At 62.6% G+C, this 21,085-nt stretch carries 24 protein-coding genes, 2 pseudogenes and 1 riboswitch; of the genes and pseudogenes, 21 read left to right on the forward strand and 5 right to left on the reverse strand.

What is annotated here, in order from left to right; genetic code table 11:
- The first annotated feature begins 97 nt into the window (after nucleotides 1-97).
- The 4 genes from ACF0H6_RS04780 (at nucleotide 98) to ACF0H6_RS04795 (ending at nucleotide 2,453) form a co-directional block, all read left to right on the forward strand.
- A complete protein-coding gene (locus ACF0H6_RS04780) occupies nucleotides 98-697 on the forward strand; it encodes a GDSL-type esterase/lipase family protein (RefSeq protein ID WP_269992429.1) in 600 nt (199 codons plus the stop codon).
- Nucleotides 698-806: 109 nt separating this feature from the next.
- Nucleotides 807-1,655, forward strand: a complete 849-nt coding sequence (locus ACF0H6_RS04785) for a DUF4097 family beta strand repeat-containing protein (protein WP_395248653.1) — start codon at nucleotides 807-809, stop codon at nucleotides 1,653-1,655.
- Complete coding sequence (locus tag ACF0H6_RS04790; RefSeq protein ID WP_395248654.1) at nucleotides 1,655-2,269, forward strand: PadR family transcriptional regulator; 615 nt, start codon at nucleotides 1,655-1,657, stop codon at nucleotides 2,267-2,269. The genes ACF0H6_RS04785 and ACF0H6_RS04790 overlap by 1 nt, the downstream gene beginning before the upstream one ends.
- Nucleotides 2,270-2,378: 109 nt before the next feature.
- A complete protein-coding gene (locus ACF0H6_RS04795) occupies nucleotides 2,379-2,453 on the forward strand; it encodes a 50S ribosomal protein bL37 (protein WP_369299106.1) in 75 nt (24 codons plus the stop codon).
- Nucleotides 2,454-2,548: 95 nt separating this feature from the next.
- Here ACF0H6_RS04795 and rsrA read toward each other — a convergent pair whose 3' ends face one another.
- On the reverse strand, nucleotides 2,549-2,806 hold the full coding sequence (gene rsrA, locus ACF0H6_RS04800) for a mycothiol system anti-sigma-R factor (protein WP_395248655.1): 258 nt from the start codon (nucleotides 2,804-2,806) through the stop codon (nucleotides 2,549-2,551).
- Nucleotides 2,803-3,552: a sigma-70 family RNA polymerase sigma factor gene (locus ACF0H6_RS04805; protein WP_395248656.1), complete on the reverse strand. Its 750-nt coding sequence runs from the start codon at nucleotides 3,550-3,552 to the stop codon at nucleotides 2,803-2,805. Before ACF0H6_RS04805 ends, rsrA begins: the two co-directional genes overlap by 4 nt.
- 306 nt (nucleotides 3,553-3,858) lie before the next feature.
- Between ACF0H6_RS04805 and ACF0H6_RS04810 the strand changes: the two genes are divergently transcribed.
- The 7 genes from ACF0H6_RS04810 to ACF0H6_RS04840 all read left to right on the forward strand — a co-directional run bounded on the left by ACF0H6_RS04810 (nucleotide 3,859) and on the right by ACF0H6_RS04840 (nucleotide 11,158).
- Nucleotides 3,859-4,374 (forward strand): DoxX family protein, encoded by a 516-nt coding sequence (locus ACF0H6_RS04810; protein WP_395248657.1) that lies wholly within the window; start codon nucleotides 3,859-3,861, stop codon nucleotides 4,372-4,374.
- A 7-nt stretch (nucleotides 4,375-4,381) separates the two neighbouring features.
- The gene (aroA, locus tag ACF0H6_RS04815; protein ID WP_395248658.1) at nucleotides 4,382-5,821 is read left to right on the forward strand and encodes a 3-phosphoshikimate 1-carboxyvinyltransferase; all 1,440 of its coding nucleotides are present in this window, start codon (nucleotides 4,382-4,384) and stop codon (nucleotides 5,819-5,821) included.
- Between the two features lie 2 nt (nucleotides 5,822-5,823).
- Nucleotides 5,824-6,939, forward strand: coding sequence for a ribosome small subunit-dependent GTPase A (gene rsgA / locus ACF0H6_RS04820; protein WP_395248659.1), 1,116 nt, complete (start codon nucleotides 5,824-5,826; stop codon nucleotides 6,937-6,939).
- A 112-nt stretch (nucleotides 6,940-7,051) separates the two neighbouring features.
- The gene (gene hisN / locus ACF0H6_RS04825) at nucleotides 7,052-7,864 is read left to right on the forward strand and encodes a histidinol-phosphatase (RefSeq protein ID WP_395248660.1); all 813 of its coding nucleotides are present in this window, start codon (nucleotides 7,052-7,054) and stop codon (nucleotides 7,862-7,864) included.
- 161 nt (nucleotides 7,865-8,025) lie between these two features.
- Nucleotides 8,026-8,138, forward strand: a riboswitch (SAM riboswitch).
- Nucleotides 8,139-8,173: 35 nt separating this feature from the next.
- Nucleotides 8,174-9,586 (forward strand): aminotransferase class V-fold PLP-dependent enzyme, encoded by a 1,413-nt coding sequence (locus tag ACF0H6_RS04830; protein ID WP_395248661.1) that lies wholly within the window; start codon nucleotides 8,174-8,176, stop codon nucleotides 9,584-9,586.
- A 52-nt stretch (nucleotides 9,587-9,638) separates the two neighbouring features.
- Nucleotides 9,639-10,415 (forward strand): class I SAM-dependent methyltransferase, encoded by a 777-nt coding sequence (locus ACF0H6_RS04835; protein ID WP_395248662.1) that lies wholly within the window; start codon nucleotides 9,639-9,641, stop codon nucleotides 10,413-10,415.
- A gap of 29 nt (nucleotides 10,416-10,444) precedes the next feature.
- Nucleotides 10,445-11,158: a metal-dependent transcriptional regulator gene (locus tag ACF0H6_RS04840; RefSeq protein ID WP_395248663.1), complete on the forward strand. Its 714-nt coding sequence runs from the start codon at nucleotides 10,445-10,447 to the stop codon at nucleotides 11,156-11,158.
- An 8-nt stretch (nucleotides 11,159-11,166) separates the two neighbouring features.
- Here the strand turns inward: ACF0H6_RS04840 and ACF0H6_RS04845 are convergent.
- Nucleotides 11,167-12,619, reverse strand: a pseudogene (locus tag ACF0H6_RS04845) (MFS transporter).
- A 74-nt stretch (nucleotides 12,620-12,693) separates the two neighbouring features.
- Here ACF0H6_RS04845 and ACF0H6_RS04850 point away from each other — a divergent pair.
- Both ACF0H6_RS04850 and ACF0H6_RS04855 read left to right on the forward strand, forming a co-directional pair.
- The gene (locus tag ACF0H6_RS04850; RefSeq protein WP_395248664.1) at nucleotides 12,694-13,068 is read left to right on the forward strand and encodes a hypothetical protein; all 375 of its coding nucleotides are present in this window, start codon (nucleotides 12,694-12,696) and stop codon (nucleotides 13,066-13,068) included.
- Nucleotides 13,069-13,203: 135 nt separating this feature from the next.
- Nucleotides 13,204-13,344: a hypothetical protein gene (locus ACF0H6_RS04855; RefSeq protein ID WP_234747959.1), complete on the forward strand. Its 141-nt coding sequence runs from the start codon at nucleotides 13,204-13,206 to the stop codon at nucleotides 13,342-13,344.
- Between the two features lie 64 nt (nucleotides 13,345-13,408).
- On the opposite strand, the gene ACF0H6_RS04860 is transcribed toward ACF0H6_RS04855, so the two are convergent.
- Nucleotides 13,409-14,407: a S1C family serine protease gene (locus ACF0H6_RS04860; protein ID WP_395248665.1), complete on the reverse strand. Its 999-nt coding sequence runs from the start codon at nucleotides 14,405-14,407 to the stop codon at nucleotides 13,409-13,411.
- A gap of 391 nt (nucleotides 14,408-14,798) precedes the next feature.
- On the opposite strand from ACF0H6_RS04860, the gene ACF0H6_RS04865 reads away from it, so the two are divergent.
- The 4 genes from ACF0H6_RS04865 (at nucleotide 14,799) to ACF0H6_RS04880 (ending at nucleotide 16,886) form a co-directional block, all read left to right on the forward strand.
- The gene (locus ACF0H6_RS04865) at nucleotides 14,799-15,164 is read left to right on the forward strand and encodes a hypothetical protein (protein WP_395248666.1); all 366 of its coding nucleotides are present in this window, start codon (nucleotides 14,799-14,801) and stop codon (nucleotides 15,162-15,164) included.
- 165 nt (nucleotides 15,165-15,329) lie between these two features.
- Nucleotides 15,330-15,584, forward strand: a complete 255-nt coding sequence (locus ACF0H6_RS04870; RefSeq protein ID WP_395248667.1) for a hypothetical protein — start codon at nucleotides 15,330-15,332, stop codon at nucleotides 15,582-15,584.
- A gap of 579 nt (nucleotides 15,585-16,163) precedes the next feature.
- Entirely contained in the window at nucleotides 16,164-16,472 is a 309-nt protein-coding gene (locus ACF0H6_RS04875) for a hypothetical protein (protein WP_395248668.1), read from the forward strand.
- A 3-nt stretch (nucleotides 16,473-16,475) separates the two neighbouring features.
- Nucleotides 16,476-16,886 (forward strand): MauE/DoxX family redox-associated membrane protein, encoded by a 411-nt coding sequence (locus tag ACF0H6_RS04880; RefSeq protein ID WP_395248669.1) that lies wholly within the window; start codon nucleotides 16,476-16,478, stop codon nucleotides 16,884-16,886.
- A 14-nt stretch (nucleotides 16,887-16,900) separates the two neighbouring features.
- On the opposite strand, the gene ACF0H6_RS04885 is transcribed toward ACF0H6_RS04880, so the two are convergent.
- Nucleotides 16,901-17,371 carry a MarR family winged helix-turn-helix transcriptional regulator gene (locus tag ACF0H6_RS04885; protein ID WP_395248670.1) on the reverse strand — a complete coding sequence of 157 codons (471 nt, stop codon included), beginning with the start codon at nucleotides 17,369-17,371 and terminating at the stop codon, nucleotides 16,901-16,903.
- 123 nt (nucleotides 17,372-17,494) lie between these two features.
- On the opposite strand from ACF0H6_RS04885, the gene ACF0H6_RS04890 reads away from it, so the two are divergent.
- The 4 genes and pseudogenes from ACF0H6_RS04890 to ACF0H6_RS04905 all read left to right on the forward strand — a co-directional run bounded on the left by ACF0H6_RS04890 (nucleotide 17,495) and on the right by ACF0H6_RS04905 (nucleotide 21,051).
- A complete protein-coding gene (locus ACF0H6_RS04890) occupies nucleotides 17,495-18,439 on the forward strand; it encodes an SDR family NAD(P)-dependent oxidoreductase (RefSeq protein WP_395248671.1) in 945 nt (314 codons plus the stop codon).
- 1 nt (nucleotide 18,440) lies between these two features.
- Nucleotides 18,441-19,334, forward strand: coding sequence for an amidohydrolase family protein (locus ACF0H6_RS04895; protein WP_395248672.1), 894 nt, complete (start codon nucleotides 18,441-18,443; stop codon nucleotides 19,332-19,334).
- A gap of 1 nt (nucleotide 19,335) precedes the next feature.
- Nucleotides 19,336-20,562, forward strand: coding sequence for an acyl-CoA dehydrogenase family protein (locus tag ACF0H6_RS04900; protein ID WP_395248673.1), 1,227 nt, complete (start codon nucleotides 19,336-19,338; stop codon nucleotides 20,560-20,562).
- Between the two features lie 34 nt (nucleotides 20,563-20,596).
- Nucleotides 20,597-21,051 (forward strand): annotated as a pseudogene (locus ACF0H6_RS04905) (MaoC family dehydratase).
- The last annotated feature ends 34 nt before the right edge of the window (nucleotides 21,052-21,085 follow it).

Consider the following 21,085-nt stretch of genomic DNA (forward strand, 5'->3'; position numbering starts at 1 on the left):
CAGCCGGGCAGTTCTGTTAATGGAACAAGTGTCCGGCAATCCAGCCGCCCAGCCGGACACAATGCAAGGACCGCAACGTTTTGGTAAAGAGGTAACTGTGGAAGACAGGAAGCTGCGCATTGCAGCTGTTGGTGATGAACTACTCGCCGGGCTCGGTGACCCCCGGGCTCTGGGCTGGCTCGGAAGGGTTCTCGCGCGCACTCCCCAGGACGCCGTTCTTGTCGAGAGCTATTCCCTCCCCTGCCCCATGGAGGGCACTGAAGGGCTTGCGGGGCGCTGGCTCGACGAAGCCGGACGACGCTTCAGCAATGTCCACGAGAACCGCCTCGTGATCGGACTGTCCGGCCGCGACATCGAATTCGGCGTGTCCACTGCGCGGAGCCGCCTGAATCTGGCCAACATCCTCGACGGGGCCTCACAAAGCAACATCGAAGTATTCGTCGTAGGGCCCCCACCCACGCTCGACCCGGCCAAGAACCGCCGGATCGCTGAACTCAACGCCGCTTTTGCCGACGTCACGACGCGCCGCAACCACCAGTATGTGGACACCTTCTCGCCCTTGCTCAACCACGAACAGTGGCGCACCGACCTCGCAGCCAACGGAGGCACGCCGGGCCAGGCGGGATACGGGCTCATGGCGTGGCTCGTGCTACATCGCGGCTGGTTCCAGTGGCTCAGGATCGCCCAGCCCGAGTAGGCCAAACAAAACCTATTATCAAGACCCATTGCCAACTCCGCATTCGCGATATATCGTGAATTTATGACGCGATATATCGCGTTGGGGGGAATTCACCATTGGAGGGGTCATGACAGAAGAGAACTGGACCGTTACCGGTCCGCAAACCATCGACGTCGACGGCGTGAGCTCACTCAAGCTCGGGATCGTCAAGGGGCGCTTTGACGTCGTCACCCACGATGAAGCGGCCACCAGGATCGAAGTCTCGGAGATCGACGGCGACCCCCTGATGGTGAGCCTCGTTGATGGCCGGCTTGAGGTCCGGCACCAGCTGCACGGGGCCCAGGGCTGGTTCCGCAACCTGATGGGAACTGTCAACAACACCAGCGCAAACACGATCGTCATCAGCATCGCCTTGCCGGCCGGCGTCGACGTTGAGGCGGGAACCGTGAGCGGGGACGGCATGGTGTCGCGCGTGACCGGACACATCCGCCTGAACACTGTGTCGGGCTCCGTTCTCGCAGACGGCACCCACGGCGAGCTCCATGTCAATACCGTCAGCGGCGAAGTCATTGCCCGGAATCACGACGGCGTGATGACCGCCAAGAGCGTCTCGGGCGAAGTCACGGCTTCGGGCCGCTTCAAGAACATCCGGGCCAACACTGTCAGCGGCGACCTCAGCTTCGACCTCCACGGCTACACCAAGGATTTCGGTGCCAATTCTGTCTCGGGTGACCTCACCATCCGCTTGCCCCACGACCTGGGGGTAGACATCGTGGCCAAATCGGCCACTGGCACCGTCATGATCGATGACAGGCTCTATGCCCAACCCGGCGTCAAGGTCGAGACGATCGCGGGTCCCGACGAGCAGCTCATGGTGTCGCGCACCAACACGGTCTCAGGCAAGACCTTCATCATCCACGCCAGCGCGCCCACGCCCGGAGCGGCGCACTCGGTTCCGGGGGAAGAGGGACTCTGATGCCGCCCGTCTTTGCGCACGGAGCCCTCCGGCTCTATTTGCTGGCGCTTCTCGAATCTGGCCCCAAGCACGGTTATGAACTCATCAAGGCCCTCGGCGAACGCTTCGGCGGGACCTACTCCCCCAGCGCCGGAACCATCTATCCGCGACTCGGGAAACTGGAGGAGGAGGGACTTGTCGCCACAAGCAGCGACGGGCGCCGGACCAACTACTCCATCACCGTTGCCGGGTTGGCGGAACTTAACAGCCGCCGCGAGGAACTGGCCGACGTCGAGGACAACATCTCCGCCTCCGTGCGGCGGTTGGCTGACAATCTCCGCGATGACATCCGCAGCAACATGCGCGGCTTGCGTGCAGACCTGGCCGCGACCGCCGAAGCCGCGCGAGCCAATGCGAAGTCCGCGGAATTCCAGTCCTGGGCCGGTAGCTACTCTCCGGAGGGTCACCGCATCCTCAAGGAGGCCGAGCTGATGGTCCAGTCCTTCCGCGACGACCTCCGCATCGAGCTGCGCCAGCATGCCGGCTCCAAGGCTTTGACCCCGGTGGCTCTGGAAACCGTGCGGACTGTCCTGAACCAGGCCAGGATCTCCATCCGGAATTCGCTGCGGGGCTGACTCCGGAATCCGGTCCGCGGCCGAACCCTCGCGGTTCGCGGGGCGCCCCCCGGATGTGGGAGACTGGAGGGCAGCTTTATTGAGTATCAAGAATCTAAGGAGGCCAGCTATGAGCAAGCGTGCACGTAAGCGTCGTGACCGTAAGCGCGGCGGCGCAAACCACGGCAAGCGTCCCAACACCTAAGCCAACGGCTTAGCGTAAGACTTAATGCGGAGGGCCCCGGAAACCATCAGGTTTCCGGGGCCCTTGCCGTTCACGCTCTTAGACGTTCCAAGCTCTTAGACATCCACCGACTTCATCGAGTGGATCCTGTCCAGGATCGAGGCCTTGAGGTTCTCAGGAGCCGCCTCCGTGCAGGAGCGCTTGACCACGGTGCGGATGACGCACTCAAGGTCGTATTGCTCAGTGCACTCCGGGCAGTCTTCCAGATGTACTTTGATCTCTGCGATGTCTTCGCGGGTCAATGCACCATCGAGGTACTCGTAGATACGCTGCATCCGAGCATCGTCGCAGTCGCCCAATCCTTGGCAGCTCATTTCCTTTTCTCCTGTTTTTTGCTTGTAGCCGCGCCGACGGCCGAGGCCTTTTCTTCCGCGCCGGCGCTGATTCCCCGTTCTGCGGCATAATCCGCCAGCAAATCGCGCAACATTTTCCTGCCGCGATGAAGCCGGGACATCACGGTCCCGATCGGGGTATTCATAATGTCTGATATTTCCTTGTAGGCGAAGCCTTCGACGTCAGCGAAGTACACCGCGAGCCGGAATTCCTCCGGAATGGACTGCAGGGCGCTCTTCACGTCCGAGTCCGGTAGATGATCCAGTGCCTCCGCCTCCGCAGAGCGCAGCCCCGTGGACGTATGGGATTCCGCCCGCGCCAGCTGCCAGTCTTCGATGGTGTCCGAATTCGACTGCAGTGGTTCGCGCTGCCGTTTCCGGTAGAGGTTGATATAGGTGTTGGTCAGGATGCGGTACAGCCACGCTTTGAGGTTGGTACCCGGCTTGTACTGGTGGAAGGCCGAGAAAGCTTTGGTGTAGGCCTCTTGAACCAGGTCCTCCGCGTCCGAGGGATTTCTGGCCATGCGCATGGCGGCCGAATAGAGCTGGTCCACATACTGCATGGCGTCGCGCTCGAACCGCGCCCTCCGTTGCTCAGGCGTCTCGGATGCGAAATCGACTGCAACCTCGACGTCGGCCTCAACAGTTGCGTCGTCACCGGGCTTTGCGTCCGGGACTTCGGTGGCTGCTTTATACATGGCCGCTGCGGCCGGATCCATGGTGCTCATTGAATCCAAGTCTACTGTCACCCTCCGCGGGTCCACTCGCAGCTCCCGCCCAGGCGCCAAGTGTTCCTCGCGATCCTTAACCAAGGTCAAAAAACCATCTCCGCTCCGTGACGTGACACAGGCGCAGCGCAATGCGCACACTACAACCCGAGGTCCAGCCAATACCGCACCTTCTTCTGACAACGGCAGGTTCCGGGCAAATATTCCGCAAAGATGCAAGACTAGACCCGACTGCACCCTTGAACTACGCCCCATTCGAACGCAGCACCACCTGAACATCGTGGCACGCCATCCAGGAGGCAAAATATGTCCCTCGTCCGTTTTCTCGCCAGGCCAATGTTGGCTTCCAGCTTTGTTATTGCCGGGCTGAACAAGCTCAAGAACGCAGACGATACTGCCAAGCAGCTCTCACCGCTGCTCCGCCGCGCTTCGACGTCACTGCCCTTCCCTGCGGACGAGAAAATGCTGGCGCGGGTCATCGGCGGTACCCAGGTGGGTGCCGGCGCGTTGCTCGCCCTCGGCAAGTATTCCCGGTTCTCGGCCACCCTCCTTGCGGGCATCTCGGCACTCAACACCTTTGTCGAGTGGCGTTCCGCGGACATTAGCACCAAAGAAGGCCGGCTCGCCCGCCGCGCCAAGTTGCTCAAGAACATCTCCCTGACCGGCGGCGTCCTGCTTGCCGCCGTCGACACCGCGGGCAAGCCAGGCCTGGCATGGCGCGCAGAACACCTCGCCATGGACGCCAAGAAGGCCACGGGCAAGCAGATCAAGAAGACAGACCGCGCCGTTCGCAAGGCCGTAGACAACGCAGTTGGAGCATAAAGAAGCAATGCCAGCATCCCCCGCCACGCAGACCGGCGATTCAGGCAGCACTGCGGCCCCCATGCTCCCGTTGTGGCCGGCGCCCTTCGCCAGCCACCCGGTGGATGCCACTGTTACCGTTCCTGGATCGAAGTCGCTGACCAACCGCTACCTCGTTCTGGCGGCATTGGCAGACGGTCCTTCACGCCTGCGGGCACCCTTGCATTCGCGGGACTCTGCACTGATGGTCGAGGCCCTGCGCCAGCTTGGCGCCACGATCACCGAGATCCCCGGCGACGGGCACTACGGCCCTGATCTCGAAATCACCCCGATCGACCCCGCTGTGGCGGGATCCGAGGCCGCGATCGATTGCGGACTCGCCGGCACGGTCATGCGCTTCGTCCCGCCGCTTGCGGCCCTCCGCAGGGGCGCTACCGTGTTCGACGGCGATCCGCACGCCCGTCAGCGCCCCATGGGCACCATCATCGAAGCCCTGCGGGCCCTCGGAGTAGACGTGGGCACGGAGGGCGGACAGCCCGCTACATCTTTGCCGTTCAAGGTTGCAGGCACGGGTTCCGTCAACGGTGGCCACTTGGTGATCGACGCGAGTGCTTCTTCGCAGTTCGTCTCCGCCTTGCTGCTGGTTGGTGCCCGCTTCGACGAGGGCCTCCACCTTGAGCACGTCGGCAAGCCCGTACCCAGTCTCGACCACATCAACATGACCGTCTCGGTCCTGCGCGGCGTGGGAGTGCAGGTGGATGACTCCGTGCCGAACCATTGGCGCGTTGCCCCCGGCATCATTGAAGCCTTCGACCAGCGGGTCGAGCAGGATCTCTCCAATGCGGGCCCCTTCCTTGCCGCGGCGCTGGCCACCAGGGGAACCATCCGCATTCCCAACTGGCCGGTCAACACCACCCAGGTAGGAGACCTTTGGCGGGACATTCTGAGCACCATGGGCGCCGCAGTTACTCTGGAAAACGGCACGCTGACAGTCACGGGCGGCTCCGAAATCCTCGGTGCGGACTTCGACGAAACCAGCGAGCTGGCCCCCACGGTTGCAGCACTGTGCGCGCTGGCCTCGAGCCCGTCGCGGCTCACGGGCATCGCGCATTTGCGTGGCCACGAAACAGACAGGCTGGCAGCGCTGGTCGCTGAGATCAACAGGCTTGGCGGCGACGCCGAGGAAACCAGCGACGGGCTGGTCATCCGGCCCGCAACGCTGCATTCCGGCGTCGTCCGCAGTTATGCCGATCACCGCATGGCGACGGCGGGCGCTATTCTTGGGCTCGCCGTCGAGGGCGTCCAGGTTGAAGACATAGCCACGACGTCCAAGACCATGCCCGAATTTCCGCTCATCTGGGCGGCGATGCTCGCTGCTGGGCCTCAAGCCGCAGGCGCCGTTTCTCCAGGCGCCGTTTCTCCAGGCGCCGTTTCTTCAGACACCGGTTCTACGGACACAAGCAACTGACGATGGCTCGAGACGCACGTTCCTGGGATGAATCCGATGTCCGGATCCGGCCCAACAAGAAGGGCTCACGCCCCCGCACCAAGGACCGCCCCAGCCACGACGACGCGGTGATCGGGCGCATCATCACGGTGGACCGCGGACGCTACACCGCCGTAGTGGGCGAGGGTTCAGACAACGAACGCGTAGTCATTGCGGCGCGCGCCCGTGAACTCCGCCGCTCCCCCGTGGTTCCGGGAGACTTCGTGGCACTTGTTGGTGATGTGTCCGGAGCGCCGGACACGCTCGCCCGGCTGGTACGAGTCCAGGAGCGCAAGACCCTCCTGCGACGAAGCGCCGATGACACGGATCCCATCGAACGGGCCGTGGTGGCGAACGCCGATCAACTCGTGGTGGTGGTTGCGGCCGCCAATCCGGAGCCCCGCACCGGATTTATCGACCGCGCTTTGGTGGCAGCGTACGACGCCGGGATCGAACCTTTACTGCTCGTCACCAAGGCGGACGTCAAGGATCCGACAGAGCTTCTGGCCAACTATGTGAGCCTGGGCTTCCCGATCATCATCAGCCGCACGGCGGATGCCGGCGCCTCCGGCATCGACGCCCGTTCCGACGACGGCCTGTCCGCCCGGCTTGATGGGGATGCTGTGGGACAGCTGCGGGACTACCTCGACGGCAAGGTCACAGTGCTGCTGGGCCACTCCGGCGTCGGAAAATCCACCATGGTGAATGCCCTGACCGGTGCCGAGCGCGCCACCGGCGGAGTCAACGCGGTGACGGGCCGTGGCCGCCACACCTCATCCTCCGCCCTTGCCCTGAAACTCAACGAGGCCCCCGACGGCAGCTGGATCATCGACACCCCCGGGATCCGCTCCTTCGGCCTCGCCCATGTGAACCCGGACCGCATCCTCCATGCGTTCCCGGACCTGGAACCGGGAACGGAAGTGTGCGAGCGAGGCTGCAAACACGACGCAACCGCTGTCCGTTGCGGCCTGGATTCGTGGGTCGCCGACGGGCATGCCGGAGAGTCGGGTCCCGCCCGCCTCGCGTCGTTGCGCAGGCTCCTTGGCGCAGACCCGCGGCTGGAAGCCCAGGAAACCAAGGAACTAGGCAGCGTCAACTAAAAAGCGGCGTTAGCAAAAAGCAGCGCCGACTAATCCTCAGCGCGAAGCAACGGCGTGGCCCTTGCCGTCCTACCTCCCCGTTTCACCGGCAAATTGACGATAGTTTGGAACCATGATCCAACCCGATTCGAGCTACAACGACGACCTGCGGCTGGCCCATGTCCTGGCCGACTCCGTCGATTCCCTGACCATGGACCGGTTCAAGGCACTGGACCTTCAGGTAGAGACCAAACCGGACCTGAGCCCCGTCACCGATGCAGACAGGGCGGCCGAGGAGGCAATCCGCGGGCAGCTCTCCCGTTCCCGTCCCCGCGACGCCGTTCTCGGAGAAGAATTCGGCAGCACGGGGCACGGCTCGCGGCGCTGGATCATTGATCCCATCGACGGGACCAAGAACTTTGTGCGTGGAGTTCCCGTCTGGGCAACGCTGATCGCCCTGGTGGACGAGGGCGAGGTAGTGGTGGGTCTCGTCAGCGCTCCGGCTCTCGGCAAGCGCTGGTGGGCGGCCAAGGGATCGGGGGCCTACATGGGCCGGTCGCTCGCCGCGGCCACCCGCCTGAAGGTCTCCAATGTGTCACGCATCGAGGATGCATCACTTTCCTACTCCGAGCTTTCCGAATGGAAGCAGCACGGTTCGCTCGACAACTTCCTCGGCCTTGAGAACGATGTCTGGCGTAGCCGCGCCTACGGGGATTTCTGGTCCTATTGCCTGGTGGCCGAGGGCGCCGTGGACATCGCCGCCGAGCCGGAACTCCAGCTCTATGACATGGCCGCTTTGGTGCCGATCGTAACGGAGGCCGGCGGACGCTTCACCTCGCTGGAAGGCGCGGATGGTCCCTTTGGCGGAAATGCCGTTGCCACGAACTCGATCCTGCACTCCGAGGTCCTCAAGCGGCTGAACCCGGAGCTCGACGATCTCCTCTGAACAATCCTGATCACTGAATAATCGACGGCGGACGCTCCCTTTTCGGGGCGTCCGCCACTTTTTATTCGGCGGAAGGCACATTTTTCGTTGACCGTAATAATCCGCTTAACAATCGCCGGTCACATTGGAACCGGCCTTGTGGGTGTCCTACTCTTTTTATAGGTCACGAGTGCCAGCGCGAAACCCCGGTTTGCTGGCCGGCAACCCTCCATCGCGGCGGGGTGCCCCGGGTGACGACCCGGCCGGTCCGGAATGGATGCGGCAAGCGCGGACCCCCTGCACGCAGGGGTCCCTCTTGAGTGAGGTCCCATGAGCACAGCCACGTTTACTTCTTCCGCTATTGGCGCTCCCCGTGCCGCGCAGGGCAGCAACGCCACGGCGTCGCGTCCATTGGCCGCCGTCACCGGGGCCGAGCTTCAGGCCCCCCTGATCCAAGGCGGCCATGTCCGCTACGCCAACCTTGACTACGGCGCATCAGCACCTGCCCTGACCGTGGTTTCGGCGTATCTCAACGAAATCCTCCCGTACTACGCGAGCGTCCACCGCGGCGCAGGCTATGCCTCCCAGATCAGCACCTCGGTCTATGAGAACGCCCGCAACATCGTCCGTGATTTCGTTGGCGGCCGGGCGGACGATTCCGTCATATTCACCCGCAACACCACCGACTCCCTCAACCTTCTGGCCGGTTGCCTGCCCGTAGAGGATGGCCGGCACACCGGCGAAGTCCTGTACTTGGACATCGAGCACCACGCCAACCTGCTGCCTTGGCAAGGCGTCCCGCACCGCAGCATTGTGGCAGCGGGAACCTTGGCGGAGACTATCGCCAAGGTTCGAACGGCCCTCTCCCAAGGTGGCATCAGCCTTCTGGCAGTCACCGGCGCCTCGAACGTGACCGGCGAGATCCTGCCCATCACGGCCCTTGCGGCCCTGGCTCATGAATTCGGGGCGCGCATAGTGGTGGACGCCGCACAGCTCGCTCCGCACCGCCGCATAGATGTCGCCGCCGCGGACGTTGATTACCTGGTCTTCTCGGGGCACAAGCTCTATGCGCCCTTTGGCGCAGGTGTACTGGTGGGCCGCTCTGATTGGCTCGACGCCGGCACTCCCCATCTGGCAGGAGGCGGAGCCGTCCGCGAGGCACGCCTGGACTCCGTCAGTTGGGCGACAGGACCGGCCAGGCACGAAGGCGGCTCGCCGAATGTGCTCGGTGCTGCCACCCTCGCCCGGGCCACCCAAGTCATTGCCGGCCTCGACCACGACCAATGGCACGCACACGAAGCCGCCATCCGGACGCATTTGGTCGAGGGCCTCAACGAGATCGAGGGCGTGACCGTCCACCACATCTTCAGCGATACCGATCCCCAGGACACCATTGGCGTGGTGAACTTCTCCCTTCAGGGTTACGACGCCGGCCTGGTGGCGGCTTATCTTGCAGCCGAGCACGGCATTGGCCTGCGCGACGGACGCTTTTGCGCACACCCGCTGCTCAAGCGCCTTGGCCTTCCGTCCGGATCCCTGCGCGCCAGCTTCGGCGTGGGCTCGCGGCTCGAGGACGCCACCCGGCTCATCACAGGGATCAGGGCGCTCAAGAGCAATGGCCTGGGCTGGGACTACGTCGTGGATGCCGGCCGTTGGGTGCCTTCGAACGACCACCGCAGCTACCCGGAGTGGGCACCCAACACTCCGGGAACCGCAGGCGCGGCCCCCTGCAGCACCGACTGATTGCGGTAGATTCGTAGGGTATTTTTCATCATCACCCTAAAGGAGTCCCTGCGTGGCCCCGCGATCCACAGGCACCTCAGCCGGCCCCAAGCTCTACGAGGAACGGCGCCTTGAGCTTGGCCAGAGTTTCCAGGACGGCGGCGAACACTATGACCGCGTCCGGCCCGGCTACCCCCCGGATTCCGCAGACTGGTTCTTGCCGGGCGGGGCGCGGGACGCGGCCGACGTCGGTGCCGGCACCGGAAAATTCACGGCGCTCCTGGTGGAACGCGGACTGAACGTGTCCGCCGTCGACCCTTCCACGGACATGCTCACCCAGCTCCGCAGGATGTATCCGCAGGTCGTCTCTTTGGAGGGAACGGCAGAAGCGACGGGACTGGCGGACTCAGCATTCGACGTCGTCAGCGTTGCCCAAGCCTGGCACTGGTGCGATCCCCTCGCAGCCAGCACCGAGATCGCCCGGATCCTCCGGCCCCAGGGGGTGATCGGATTGATCTGGAACCAATTGGATACCTCCGTGCCCTGGGTTCACCGCTTGTCCCGCATCATGCATGCCGGCGATGTCCACAAACCGGATTTCCGGCCCGTGATTGGCCCCGAGTTCGCGGGCCTAGAGAGCCACCGGACGCGTTGGGAAGATCCCGTGACCCCGGCCGACATTCTCGAATTGGTGAAGTCGCGAAGCTACTACCTGAGAGCCAATGACGCTACCCGGGCCAAGGTCATGGGGAATCTGCAGTGGTATCTCTCCGAGCGCCTGGGCCATTCCGAGGGCGAGGTTATCCCGTTGCCCTATCTCACGCAAAGCTGGCGGGCGCGGAAGGTCTGAGCGCGCCGGTTCACGATAGGCTTGGGACCGTGAAGACCAGTGCGCCCTCCTCCTCGATCGAGGACTACGTCAAGGTCATCTACTCCTTTACGGAGTGGCAGGACAAACCCATCACGTCCTCGCAGCTGGCGCAGCGGCTGGGCGTCGCCAACTCTTCCGTCTCGGAAATGGTCCGGAAACTCAAGGGCCAGGGCCTCGTGGACCACCAGCCGTACAGCGCAGTCACGCTGACGCCTCAGGGAGTCCGGCTTGCGCTGGGCATGGTCCGCCGGCACCGCCTGATCGAGACGTATCTTGTCAGGGAATTGGGCTACAGCTGGGACGAAGTCCATGACGAGGCCGAGATGCTGGAGCACGCGGTCTCAGACACCTTCATCGATCGCATGGCAGCGAAGCTTGGCAATCCCGGACGCGATCCGCACGGCGATCCCATTCCGGCGGCGGACGGTTCGGTGACATTGCCCCACGCGCACCGGATGATCGAACTCGACGACGGCCACTCTGGGAAGATCACCCGGATCAGCGACGACAACCCGGAGCTGCTGCGTTACCTGGCTGCCGAGGAAATAGACCTCGATGCCAGTGTCCAGGTGATTGGCCGCAAGCCGTTTGGCGGTGCGCTGGTGGTCCGGATCGGCAAGGGCCCGGGCAGCCGCGATTACGATCTCGCCGATGAAGTAACTTCTTCGCTATGGGTGGCCACGGACGCAGCTCACGAAGGTTGCGTCCTCGCGGAACGCTGACGAAACTGTCAGGCGTGCTGGGCGGCCGCACCGCCGTCGTCGGGGGCTGGGCCTTCCGAAGATTCCGTCACGGCGGCCCCCAACACCGGATTCCGGATCCCGACGGCGGAAGCCGCCGCCCCGATGAAGAACAGCACCGCGGTGACCACCACGGCATTCATGAGACCTTGGCGGCTGAAGACCGGGCCGATGATGAGCCCGGCGAAGGCGATGCAGATCAAGCCTGCGATGCGCGCCACGGCGTTGTTTACTGCGGAACCGATCCCTGCCTCTTCGGTAGGTACCGCCCCGAGGATGGCCGCCGTGAGGGGCGCCACCAAGGCGCTGAGGCCGATCCCGAAGACGATCTGCCCGGGCAGCACCTGCGTCCAGTAATTCAAGGGCTCCTGGACGGCCAAGGTCATGAGGAACCCGATCCCGCAAATGAACGGACCGGCCGTCATGAACCACCGCGGACCGTACTTGCCCGCCAGTCCGCCGAAGAATGAGGCCGTGAGCATCAGGAGGACCGTCGCGGGGAGCAACGCGATGCCGGCAGTGGTGGCCTTCATCCCTCCCACTTGCTGCAAGTAGATTCCTACGGCGAAGAAGCCCAGAGACAGGGCGCCGTAGATGGCCAGCGTGGCGATGTTTCCCCAACCGAAATTGCGGATGCCGAACAGCCGCAAGGGCAGCATCGGCTCCGGGGTTCTGGCTTCGTGGATCAGGAAGAGAACCAGTCCAACGGCCCCAAGGGCGAGCGGCATCCAGACCACCATGTTCCCCCAGCCCATGCGCCCTTGTTCGATGAAAGCGTAGACCGGGCCACCGAGTCCCACCATGGCCAGGAAACGCGCCGAGGTAGTCGATCTTCTTGCTCCTGTCCGTGGCGGCATCGGACTTGCGGAGCCCCGCGAGAATCGGCCACACGGCGACGGCGGGTACCACATTGATGAAGAAGATCACCCGCCAGGACAACAAGTCCACGGAGGCGCCGCCGATGAGCGGGGCGACGATGGCGGCAGCGCTGGTCCATCCGGACCATTGACCGATTGCCTTGGATTGCGCGGGCCCGGAGAAGAACGTGACGATCATGGCAAGCGAACTCGGGACAAGCAGGGCACCGGCGATCCCTTGGAGGGCCCGCGATACCACCAGCACCTCCCCGTTCCAGGCGAGTCCGCACAAGACGGAGGTGAGGGTGAAGCCGGCGAGTCCCCATTCAAGGATGCGTGCCCGGCCGAAATGGTCGGACAAGGACCCTGCAACCAGGATCAATGCCCCAAGGGTCAAAAGGTAGGCATCCACCACCCATTGCTGGATGACCAGTCCGCCGCCCAGCTCACGGCCAATCGCCGGAAGTGCCAGGTTCACCACGAAGCCATCCAAAATGGCGATGAAGGAAGCCACAATAGCCACAACAAGGACCCGCTTTTGGAGCGGAGTGCTTGGCAGCAGGGCCGCTGCGTCGGTCATGAGCACAGCCTACGCCTGCTTGTCCGTTGGCGCCCGGATTCCTGCCCGGTCCTGCCACCGCGAAAGTCCCGTATCGTTGAATGGTGATTAGCAGACGTGACGCCGCCCTGGCCCTTGATATTCCGATGGAAATGGCCCAACGCCACGGCATCCCCTCCAGGCTTTCACAAGCCGAGCTGAACGAGCTGCAAGATAATCCACCCCAGTGGCTCGTGCAGTCACGCGCCAATCGCACCGGCAAGCGTCCTGTGTGGGTGCACCTGAGCTGCGTCGTCTGCGGTTACACCGAAGCGGCACGTCCCAAGAAATGGTGGCCGGAGTTCACCTACGTCTTCTGTGGCCACCACCGCAACAGCGAGGTTCCCGGGATCCTGCCCGGTGAGGTACGCAGCGAATACGAAGGAATCGGCTCCCGGTTTGTGGGCGTATTGGACGTCCCTGCGTCCAAGGCTTAGCCGTTTTGGGCCTCTTATTGGCGCCCAGCGGGCACGGTTGCTTTCGCCTGAAACAGGCGTAACTTACAAGGAGAGGGCCTTTCAGGACCCTCTTTGCAGGATCTTCAGGGAAGATCCGTAGTTAGGGAGCATGACATGCCTGACAAAGCGCCGCACCAGCACGAAACGAAAAAGAGCATCAAGACCATCAAGGAAAAACGGGCAGTGAAACGTGCCAAGCACGAATCCGACGCCGCGGTGGATCCGGTGGCCCATTTGAGGATGCGGAAGAAGTAAGAACAGCCGGGACCGCTGTGGCCCCGGCTGTTTCATGTTCCTGCACTTCCTGAATCGCGCTGTTTCACAAGTCCGTGTCAGTCATTTCGCTCGGGACCGCCACGAGATCGTGGATCTTGCCGTCACGCATGACCGTCAGGGGAAACGGCTCCCCTATCGCTTGGGAAAACAAGAGTTTTTGAAGGCTCTCAGCACTCGATACTGCCCGCGACTGTGCACTGAGGACCAGGTCGCCCGCGAGCAGTCCTGCCCGCTCCGCCGGAGATCCGGCGATGACTTCCACCACCCGGAGCGCTTCCTTCTGGCCTGTCCGGATCACCGCACTCGCGTCCAACGGAATAGGGGTGCTCACCAAGCCAAGGTATGCCCGGCGGACCCGGCCGTCCCTCAGCAAGGCGGCGATGATCCGTTGAGTGGTGGTGTTGATGGGCACTGCGAGTCCGAGGCCTAAACCAGCCACGGCGGTGTTGATTCCCACAATTCGCCCCTTGGTGTCAGCAAGGGCGCCTCCGGAATTTCCCGGATTCAATGCCGCGTCAGTCTGGATCACGTCCTCGATGACCCTGCTGTGCCTACCGGATCTGACTGGAATGGACCGTCCCAGGCCACTAACAACGCCCGCGGTCACGGATCCTGCCAGCCCGAGCGGGTTGCCCACAGCGATCACCAATTGGCCCACGTGCAGCGACTCCGCGTTGCCCAAAGTGGCGGGCAGCGGCGTGTGATGCCCCCGGACAATAGCGAGATCGGACAAGGGGTCCGCGCCAACCAGTTCGACGTCGGTATGGGTTCCGTCGGCGAATATTGCGCGTCCGGAGCGGAGCCCGGCGACCACGTGGGCATTGGTCAGCATGTAGCCGTCCCCTGTGAACACCACAGCCGAGCCGCTTCCCATCCTGACTTGGCCGTTCCTGCGAGCGCTGCTCATCTCCAAAGCTGCAACATGCGGCGTGACCGTCTCTGCGACGTGCATCACCGTCCGCGAGTAGGCGTCCAGGGCTTCGTCGTCCGACGGGGCGTCAGGGATGTCCTCGGGAAAAGTTTGTTCCGGCAATGTAGTCATCGTGCACCTCCTGTAACCGGTGGTGTCTATATCAACGAATACGCAGCTGCGGTTAGTCCGTTCCGCCCTACGCCGTGGGTGAACTCCGTCACGCCGCGTCAGAGGCGATGCCCGACGAGCAGAGGAGATTATAAGCACCATGACATTTGCCTGACCAAACCATCATTGACTTAATTTCTGCTTTTCTGCTAGCTTCGGGGAACTCACAAGGACGTTTGGAATTTCGGGGGGGAAATTCATGCGCACTTCAATAAAAGCAACCATTCTCGTCGGCGCAGTCTGCGTTTCCGGCATCACACTGACAGCCGCAACGCTCAACGCTCCTCCGTCGATATCATCAGCCTCAGACGTCGTGCCGGCTTTCTTATCCCGTCAGGTGGAGTCTGATAAATTGCCGGACACATTCATTGCCACTTTTGGGCCAACGGCCGCTGATCTGACAAACGCCCGGTTTCTTGGGGCCGGCCCTAACGCCCGATACTTCGCTGTCACCCGCGGTTCGGACAAGATTTGCATCGCAACCGTCGGCAAAGCTGCCGAGCCACTCGGTTTGTCCTGCACCAACGTCAGGGGCTTCGAGGGATATGGTCTGCGGGTTGGCAACGATGACCACAGCGAACAGGCCTGGTTGATATCTCCACGCGGCATCGCGGGAAATACGCTGAAGAGCGCTGACGCCGTGGCTGCCACGAGCAAGGGCGGTCAATGGAAACAGGTTGCCTCCAGCCTCCTTGTACTGGAGCCGAGTAACCAATAGACGAGCAGTCAACGTTCAACTCAAAATTCCTGTCATGAATTTGGGGGAAGTATGAGAAACATCAAGCGATTTACAATCGTTGTTCTCACAATCGTGTGTTCCGGGTTCATCTCAGCTCCACCGGCAAATGCCTACGGAGCCAACACATGGCAGGCTCAGCCATACATGTGTAACCCGGGCACGTTCTGGGGCGGCAGCAGTTGGCTCTATTACGGCGTGGCAAAGGCTGAAACGAAAGAGGACGGCAACTTTTGTTGGAACGGAAACAACACCGTTTCCGCCGCCGTCCACGATAGCTATCGCAACGGATACAACTGGGCCGTCGGCCACAACGCGGTGGAAACCTACTACTCCACGCCGTATTACTCCACCTGGGGCGGCTTCCATTCGTGGGGCAACTCGGGCGCGCAGGTCACCTAATTGGACGAGTGGCGGGCCACCGTCATTACCGACCAACCTTGCCTCGCTTTCCCTTCCAGGAACTCACTGGCAGGGCCGGCCCCAAGTGGCTCGAACTCTAGCGAACACTGCCTACTCGGCTCAAAGTTGGTTTGCGCTCACGTGCCGTGATTGGCGTTAGTTGCCACATTGGAATCCAGCAGCCACCGCCACACCGCCTTCGGAAGGCGTTAGCAGCAACATCGAAAGAATGGATGAGCATGATGGATCGTGATGAAAGCAAGGTTCCTCACCGGCCCAGCACGAGAAGATCCTTCATAAAGGGGGTAGCAGGAACTCTCGGCGTGGGTGCGATTTCAGCAGCTGGATTGGCATCCGCAGCCGGGACCGCATTCGCGGAACCAGCTCACCAGCATTGCGTCAGCACGGCACAGAAATTCATCGGAATGAGCTGCATAAACGGCGTATGGTGGTATTACTACAAAGTGTAATGCACCGTTTGCCTCGGGACATGCGGGCCGGATCGTGCGATAAACCAGTGTGTGCTTTGCTAGCGCCCCAAGACGTCACTGCGCCTATTCCAAATTAGGAGAGTTTAACGTGAAAAACAAACTAATTCTTGAGTATGTAGGGGACTATCCATCCGGGGAATCTCCTGATCCGAGCAACACCGGAATAATCAGCTTGGAATTCGCACTCAATCATCATGGCGGGTATAGCTTTGACATGGAATTGCCAGATGGCACTTTCATCCCCGTCTCCCTCGAGGAATTTCGCGGCAAAAATCCCAAAACCACATTCATTGTCCTCGGGGTTGAATTAATCGACGACGGCCCCGAGGACCGCGCACGTTGGGAGGCCAGTGTCGTTGCCAAGCGCGGGCCTTTTCGGAAAACACCGCTCAGGTAGTCAATGACCGTCCTGCGGATCGCTCTAACGGGATACTTGGCAATGACGCTGCTGTTCCCCGCCATCCAAAAGTTCCGCGCCCGGGGGAGGCTGTCGTCCTACTATGCGGAGCTATTCAACATGAACGAGCCTCGGGCTCGCGCGGGGATCGTTGCTCTGTGCGCTATCGAGGCCGTCCTCGCCGTTCTCCTTGTACTTCACGTCCAGCCGATCATCACAGGTGTTGCAGTAATCGCACTTTTCCTGGGATTCCTTGCCTTCCGACTCAGACTCCTACAACGATTCAACGGCACCGCCGATTGCGGATGCAACGCCGAAACCGGAGCGACCACGCGGTCGGAAAGCCGCGGAGGTGTAGCAGGCGTAAGCCTGCTGGTCGTCTTCGCCTTTGCCTGGACCCTCGTAGCCATCTAGAGCGCCCGCAACGCCTACCCCCACAATGCCTTCCCCAGCAGAGCCCTAAGCTGCTCAAGTTCCCGATCATCAAGCGACGCGAGCACCCTGGCCTCTGCGCGGCCAGCGGCGACGGATGCCTGGGCCAGAAGTTGACTTCCTTGGACGGTTGCCGTCACCGTCTTGGCCCGGCGGTCCTGTTTTCCGGGCGCTCTGACCACCAGCTTCCGCTTTTCAAGCTCATCCACCAAAGACACAATCTGGCTGGGATCAAGGCTGAGGAAGTCCGCGAGCTCCCGTTGGGTGGGCTCCAGTCCGCTGTCGGCCAGCATCAACACCGAGTACGAGCGTTCCTTGAGGTCGAACTCGGCAAGCGCCCGGTTGTTCACGGCCGACCCGCCAACATGCAGCTTGGCCAACAGGAACCCCACGTCCTGGCTGATCCGTGAGGCAACCAGCCGGTCCTTCGTGGCAGCCTGCTGCTCGTCCTGCGCCTCGATCGTCATAACAAACTCCAATAATATTCAAAATCAATCATTGACATTTTCAACTATGCGTATTCTCATGGATATAGAACAGCATCCCACGCCGCAGGGCGGGATGCACACGGAACGCGCAAAGGAGCAGCGATGAGCCTGTCAGGAAAAGTAGCGATTGTCACCGGAAGCGGACGCGGCTTGGGGCTGGCTTACGCCCGGGAACTCGCCCTCCAAGGCGCAGCAGTGGTCATCAACGACGTCGACGCCGGGGTGGCTGAAGAAGCAGTCCGCACCATCGAGGCCGACGGCGGCCGGGCAGTCGCCGTCGTCGCTCCCGTCGGCTCCTCGGAAGCCGCAAAGCAGCTGGTGGAGAAGGCGGTGGAGGCCTTTGGCCGACTGGACATCCTGGTCAGCAACGCCGGAATCCTGCGCGACAAGAGCCTCCTGAAGATGACGGACGAAGATTTCGACCTCGTCATCAACGTCCACCTTCGCGGCACCTTCACGTGCGCCCGGGAAGCGTTCGGATACTTCAAGGAGAACGGCATCGCCGGGCGCATCATCGCGATCGGTTCCCCCACCGGGCAGCGCGGCACCTTCGGCCAGAGCAACTATGCTGCGGCGAAGGCAGGAATCGTGGGCATGGTCCGGACCTGGGCGCTGGAAATGAAGAAGGCGGGAGTCACCGCCAACGTAGTCATCCCCGTGGCCGCCACGGCCATGACCAAGACCATCCCGTATTTCCAGAAAGCCGTGGAAGCCGACGAGCGCGGCGAGTCCATGCCACGCTTCTTCCGCCACGAGCTGGGCTTTGGAACCGCCGACGACGTCTCCGGGCTCATTGCCTTCCTCGCCTCCGACTCCGCGAGCGGGATCACCGGGCAAGCCATCGGCGCCGGCGGTGACCGCCTCCAGCTGTGGACACACCCGGAAGCCGCCGCAACTGAGTACCGCGAGGGCGGCTGGGGTTACCAGGACCTCGTGGAATCATTCGACTCACTCTTCGGCGACAAGCTGCAAAGCGTCGGCGAAGACTTCCTGCCCCTCCCGGCGGAGCTGCAGCCCGAAGCCGCCACGGCTGCACAGGTTCGCTGACATGGCTGCACAGCGCTACGAGCCCGGCATCCACGTTGCAAAGCTTGATGCCATCGACATGCACGTCCACCTCGAAGTGGACGGGCACGGCCACGAATCCCTGCCGCAAGTACTGACGGAAGCGTCCGCCAAGTACTTCAAGGCCGAGGACCGCTCCCCTTCGCTGGACCGGATCGCCGAGGTATACCGCGAACTGAATATGGCCGCCGTCGTGTTCACCGTCGACGCCCGCACACAGCTCAAACACGAGCCCAACAGCATCCCGGAACTCATCGCGGGAGCCGCAAGGAACAACGACGTGCTGATCCCCTTCGGCAGTGTGGATCCCCGCACCGGCGCCGAAGCCATCCAGGGCGCCAAGCACCAGGCGATCGATCTGGGGGCCCGCGGCTTCAAGTTCCACCCCAGCCTGCAAGGCTTCGATCCCTCCAACGAACAGTTCTACCCGCTCTGGGAGACGCTCCAGGAGCTCGGGCTTCCGGCCATTTTCCATACTGGGCAGAACGGAATGGGAGCCGGCCTTCCCGGGGGCTACGGCATCAAACTTGCCTACTCCAATCCGCTTCTGCTGGACGCTGTGGCCGCCGACTTCCCCGAACTGCAAATCATCATGGCCCACCCGTCGGTACCGTGGCAGGACGAGGCCAACTCCATCGCTACGCACAAATCCAACGTGTTCATCGACCTCTCCGGTTGGTCTCCCAAGTACTTCCCGGAGTCACTGGTCAGGATGGCCAACTCGGTGCTGCGGGACAAAGTCCTCTTTGGCACGGACTTCCCGCTCATTACGCCGCAGAAGTGGCTTGGCGCCTTCGCGGACCTCCCGCTCAAGGATGAGGTCCGGCCCAAGATCCTCAAGCACAACGCAGTGCGCCTGCTCGGGTTGGAGGGCTGACATGGGCTTGGAGACGCGCACGGGGACGGCGGCAGCGGAGCGCCTCTACAACGTCTGCGACTATTACGACGCCGAATCCCTCCTCACTGCGGACGAGCGGCACGTACTTGGCAGGCTGCGCAATTTCCTCGACCAAAACGCGCGGCCGTTGTTGGCGGACTACTGGGAGCGGGGCGAGTTCCCCTCCCAGTTGGCCCAGCCACTCATCGATCTGGACCTCATGGAACCCGCTGAACTCACGGGTCCCGGGCCAAGGAACATCCCGGCCCGCGGCATCTACCACGGGTTCAGGATCTTCGAACTGGCCCGCACGGACGCTTCACTCGCGACGTGGTACACGGCGCAAGCAGGCCTCTTCCGCACGGCTATCCGCGTAGGCGCCTCGGCGGAACAGCAAGCCGAGTGGATGCCGCAGGTTGTCGATTTTTCCCTCAAGGGCGTCTTCTCCTTGACGGAACCAGAGTCCGGTTCGGACATTGCCGGTGGACTATCCACCACGGCCCGCCGCGGAAGCGACGGGAACTGGACACTCGACGGAGCCAAGCGCTGGATCGGAGGCGCGTCGACGGCGGACGTCCTCGCGGTGTTCGCCCGGGACGTTGCTGACGGCCAGGTCAAGGCGTTCCTCGTTGACCGCGAGGCGGCTGGCGTGACGCTGGAGAAGATCCATCGGAAAACGTCCTTGCGGATGATGCAGAACGCTCACATCACGCTGAACAACGTCCGGGTTCCCGAGTCCATGCGCCTGCACAAGGTGAATTCCTTCAAGGACGTGGCCGCGATGCTCAGGGCAATGCGCTCGGACGTTGCGTGGATCGCCACGGGCATCCAAGCCGGCGCGTTCGAGGCGGCGCTTCGCTATGTCTGCGAGCGCCGGCAGTTCGGCCGCTCCCTTGGTTCCTTCCAGTTGGTGCAGGAGAAGCTGGCCCGCATGCTCGGCAACCTCACGGCGTCGTTGTCCCTCGTGGTCCGGCTGACCGAGCAGCAGGCCGCGGGCGTTTACCGCGACCAGGACTCGGCCCTCGCGAAGATGCAGAGCTGCCTGGCAATGCGCGAAACCGTTGCCCTCGCCCGCGAATTGGTCGGCGGCAACGGCATCACGCTGGACAGTGATGTCGCCCGGTTCCATGCCGACGCCGAGGCCGTCTATTCCTATGAAGGAACCCACGAAATCAACGCGCTGATCATTGGGCGCGCACTCACCGGCGAAAGCGCCTTTGCGCGCTAGCCATTGTCATCAAAACCCACAACAGGAGGCCACAATGCCCAATCTCGTCGTCGACTTCGAGAAACTGCTTTCCCTCGCCGGCAGCGATCTCGGCGTCACAGAATACCGCGAAATCACCCAGGAACAGATCAACAGGTTCGCGGACGCAACCGGAGATCACCAGTGGATCCACGTCGATCCGGAACGCGCGAAGGATGGTCCGTTCGGCGCTCCGATCGCCCACGGCTTCCTCACGCTCTCTTCATCATCCCGTTCTGGGGCGAATTGTTCGACGTCGAAGGCGTCACCACGAAGGTGAACTACGGCTTGGACAAAGTCCGCTTCACGTCACCGGTCAAGGCGGGAGCCCGCATCCGCATGCAGGCCACCATCGCCGAGGTCACCGAGGTCAAGGGCGGCGCCCAGATCAAAGTAGCCAGCACCATCGAAATCGAAGGCCAGGACCGCCCCGCGGTCGTGGCTGAATTCCTCGCCCGGTTCTACAAGTAAACAGCCTCCAAAAACACCCTCGCCCCTGCTTTAA

Source organism: Arthrobacter sp. NA-172 (assembly GCF_043952055.1).
In the GTDB taxonomy this organism is placed as follows: domain Bacteria; phylum Actinomycetota; class Actinomycetes; order Actinomycetales; family Micrococcaceae; genus Arthrobacter.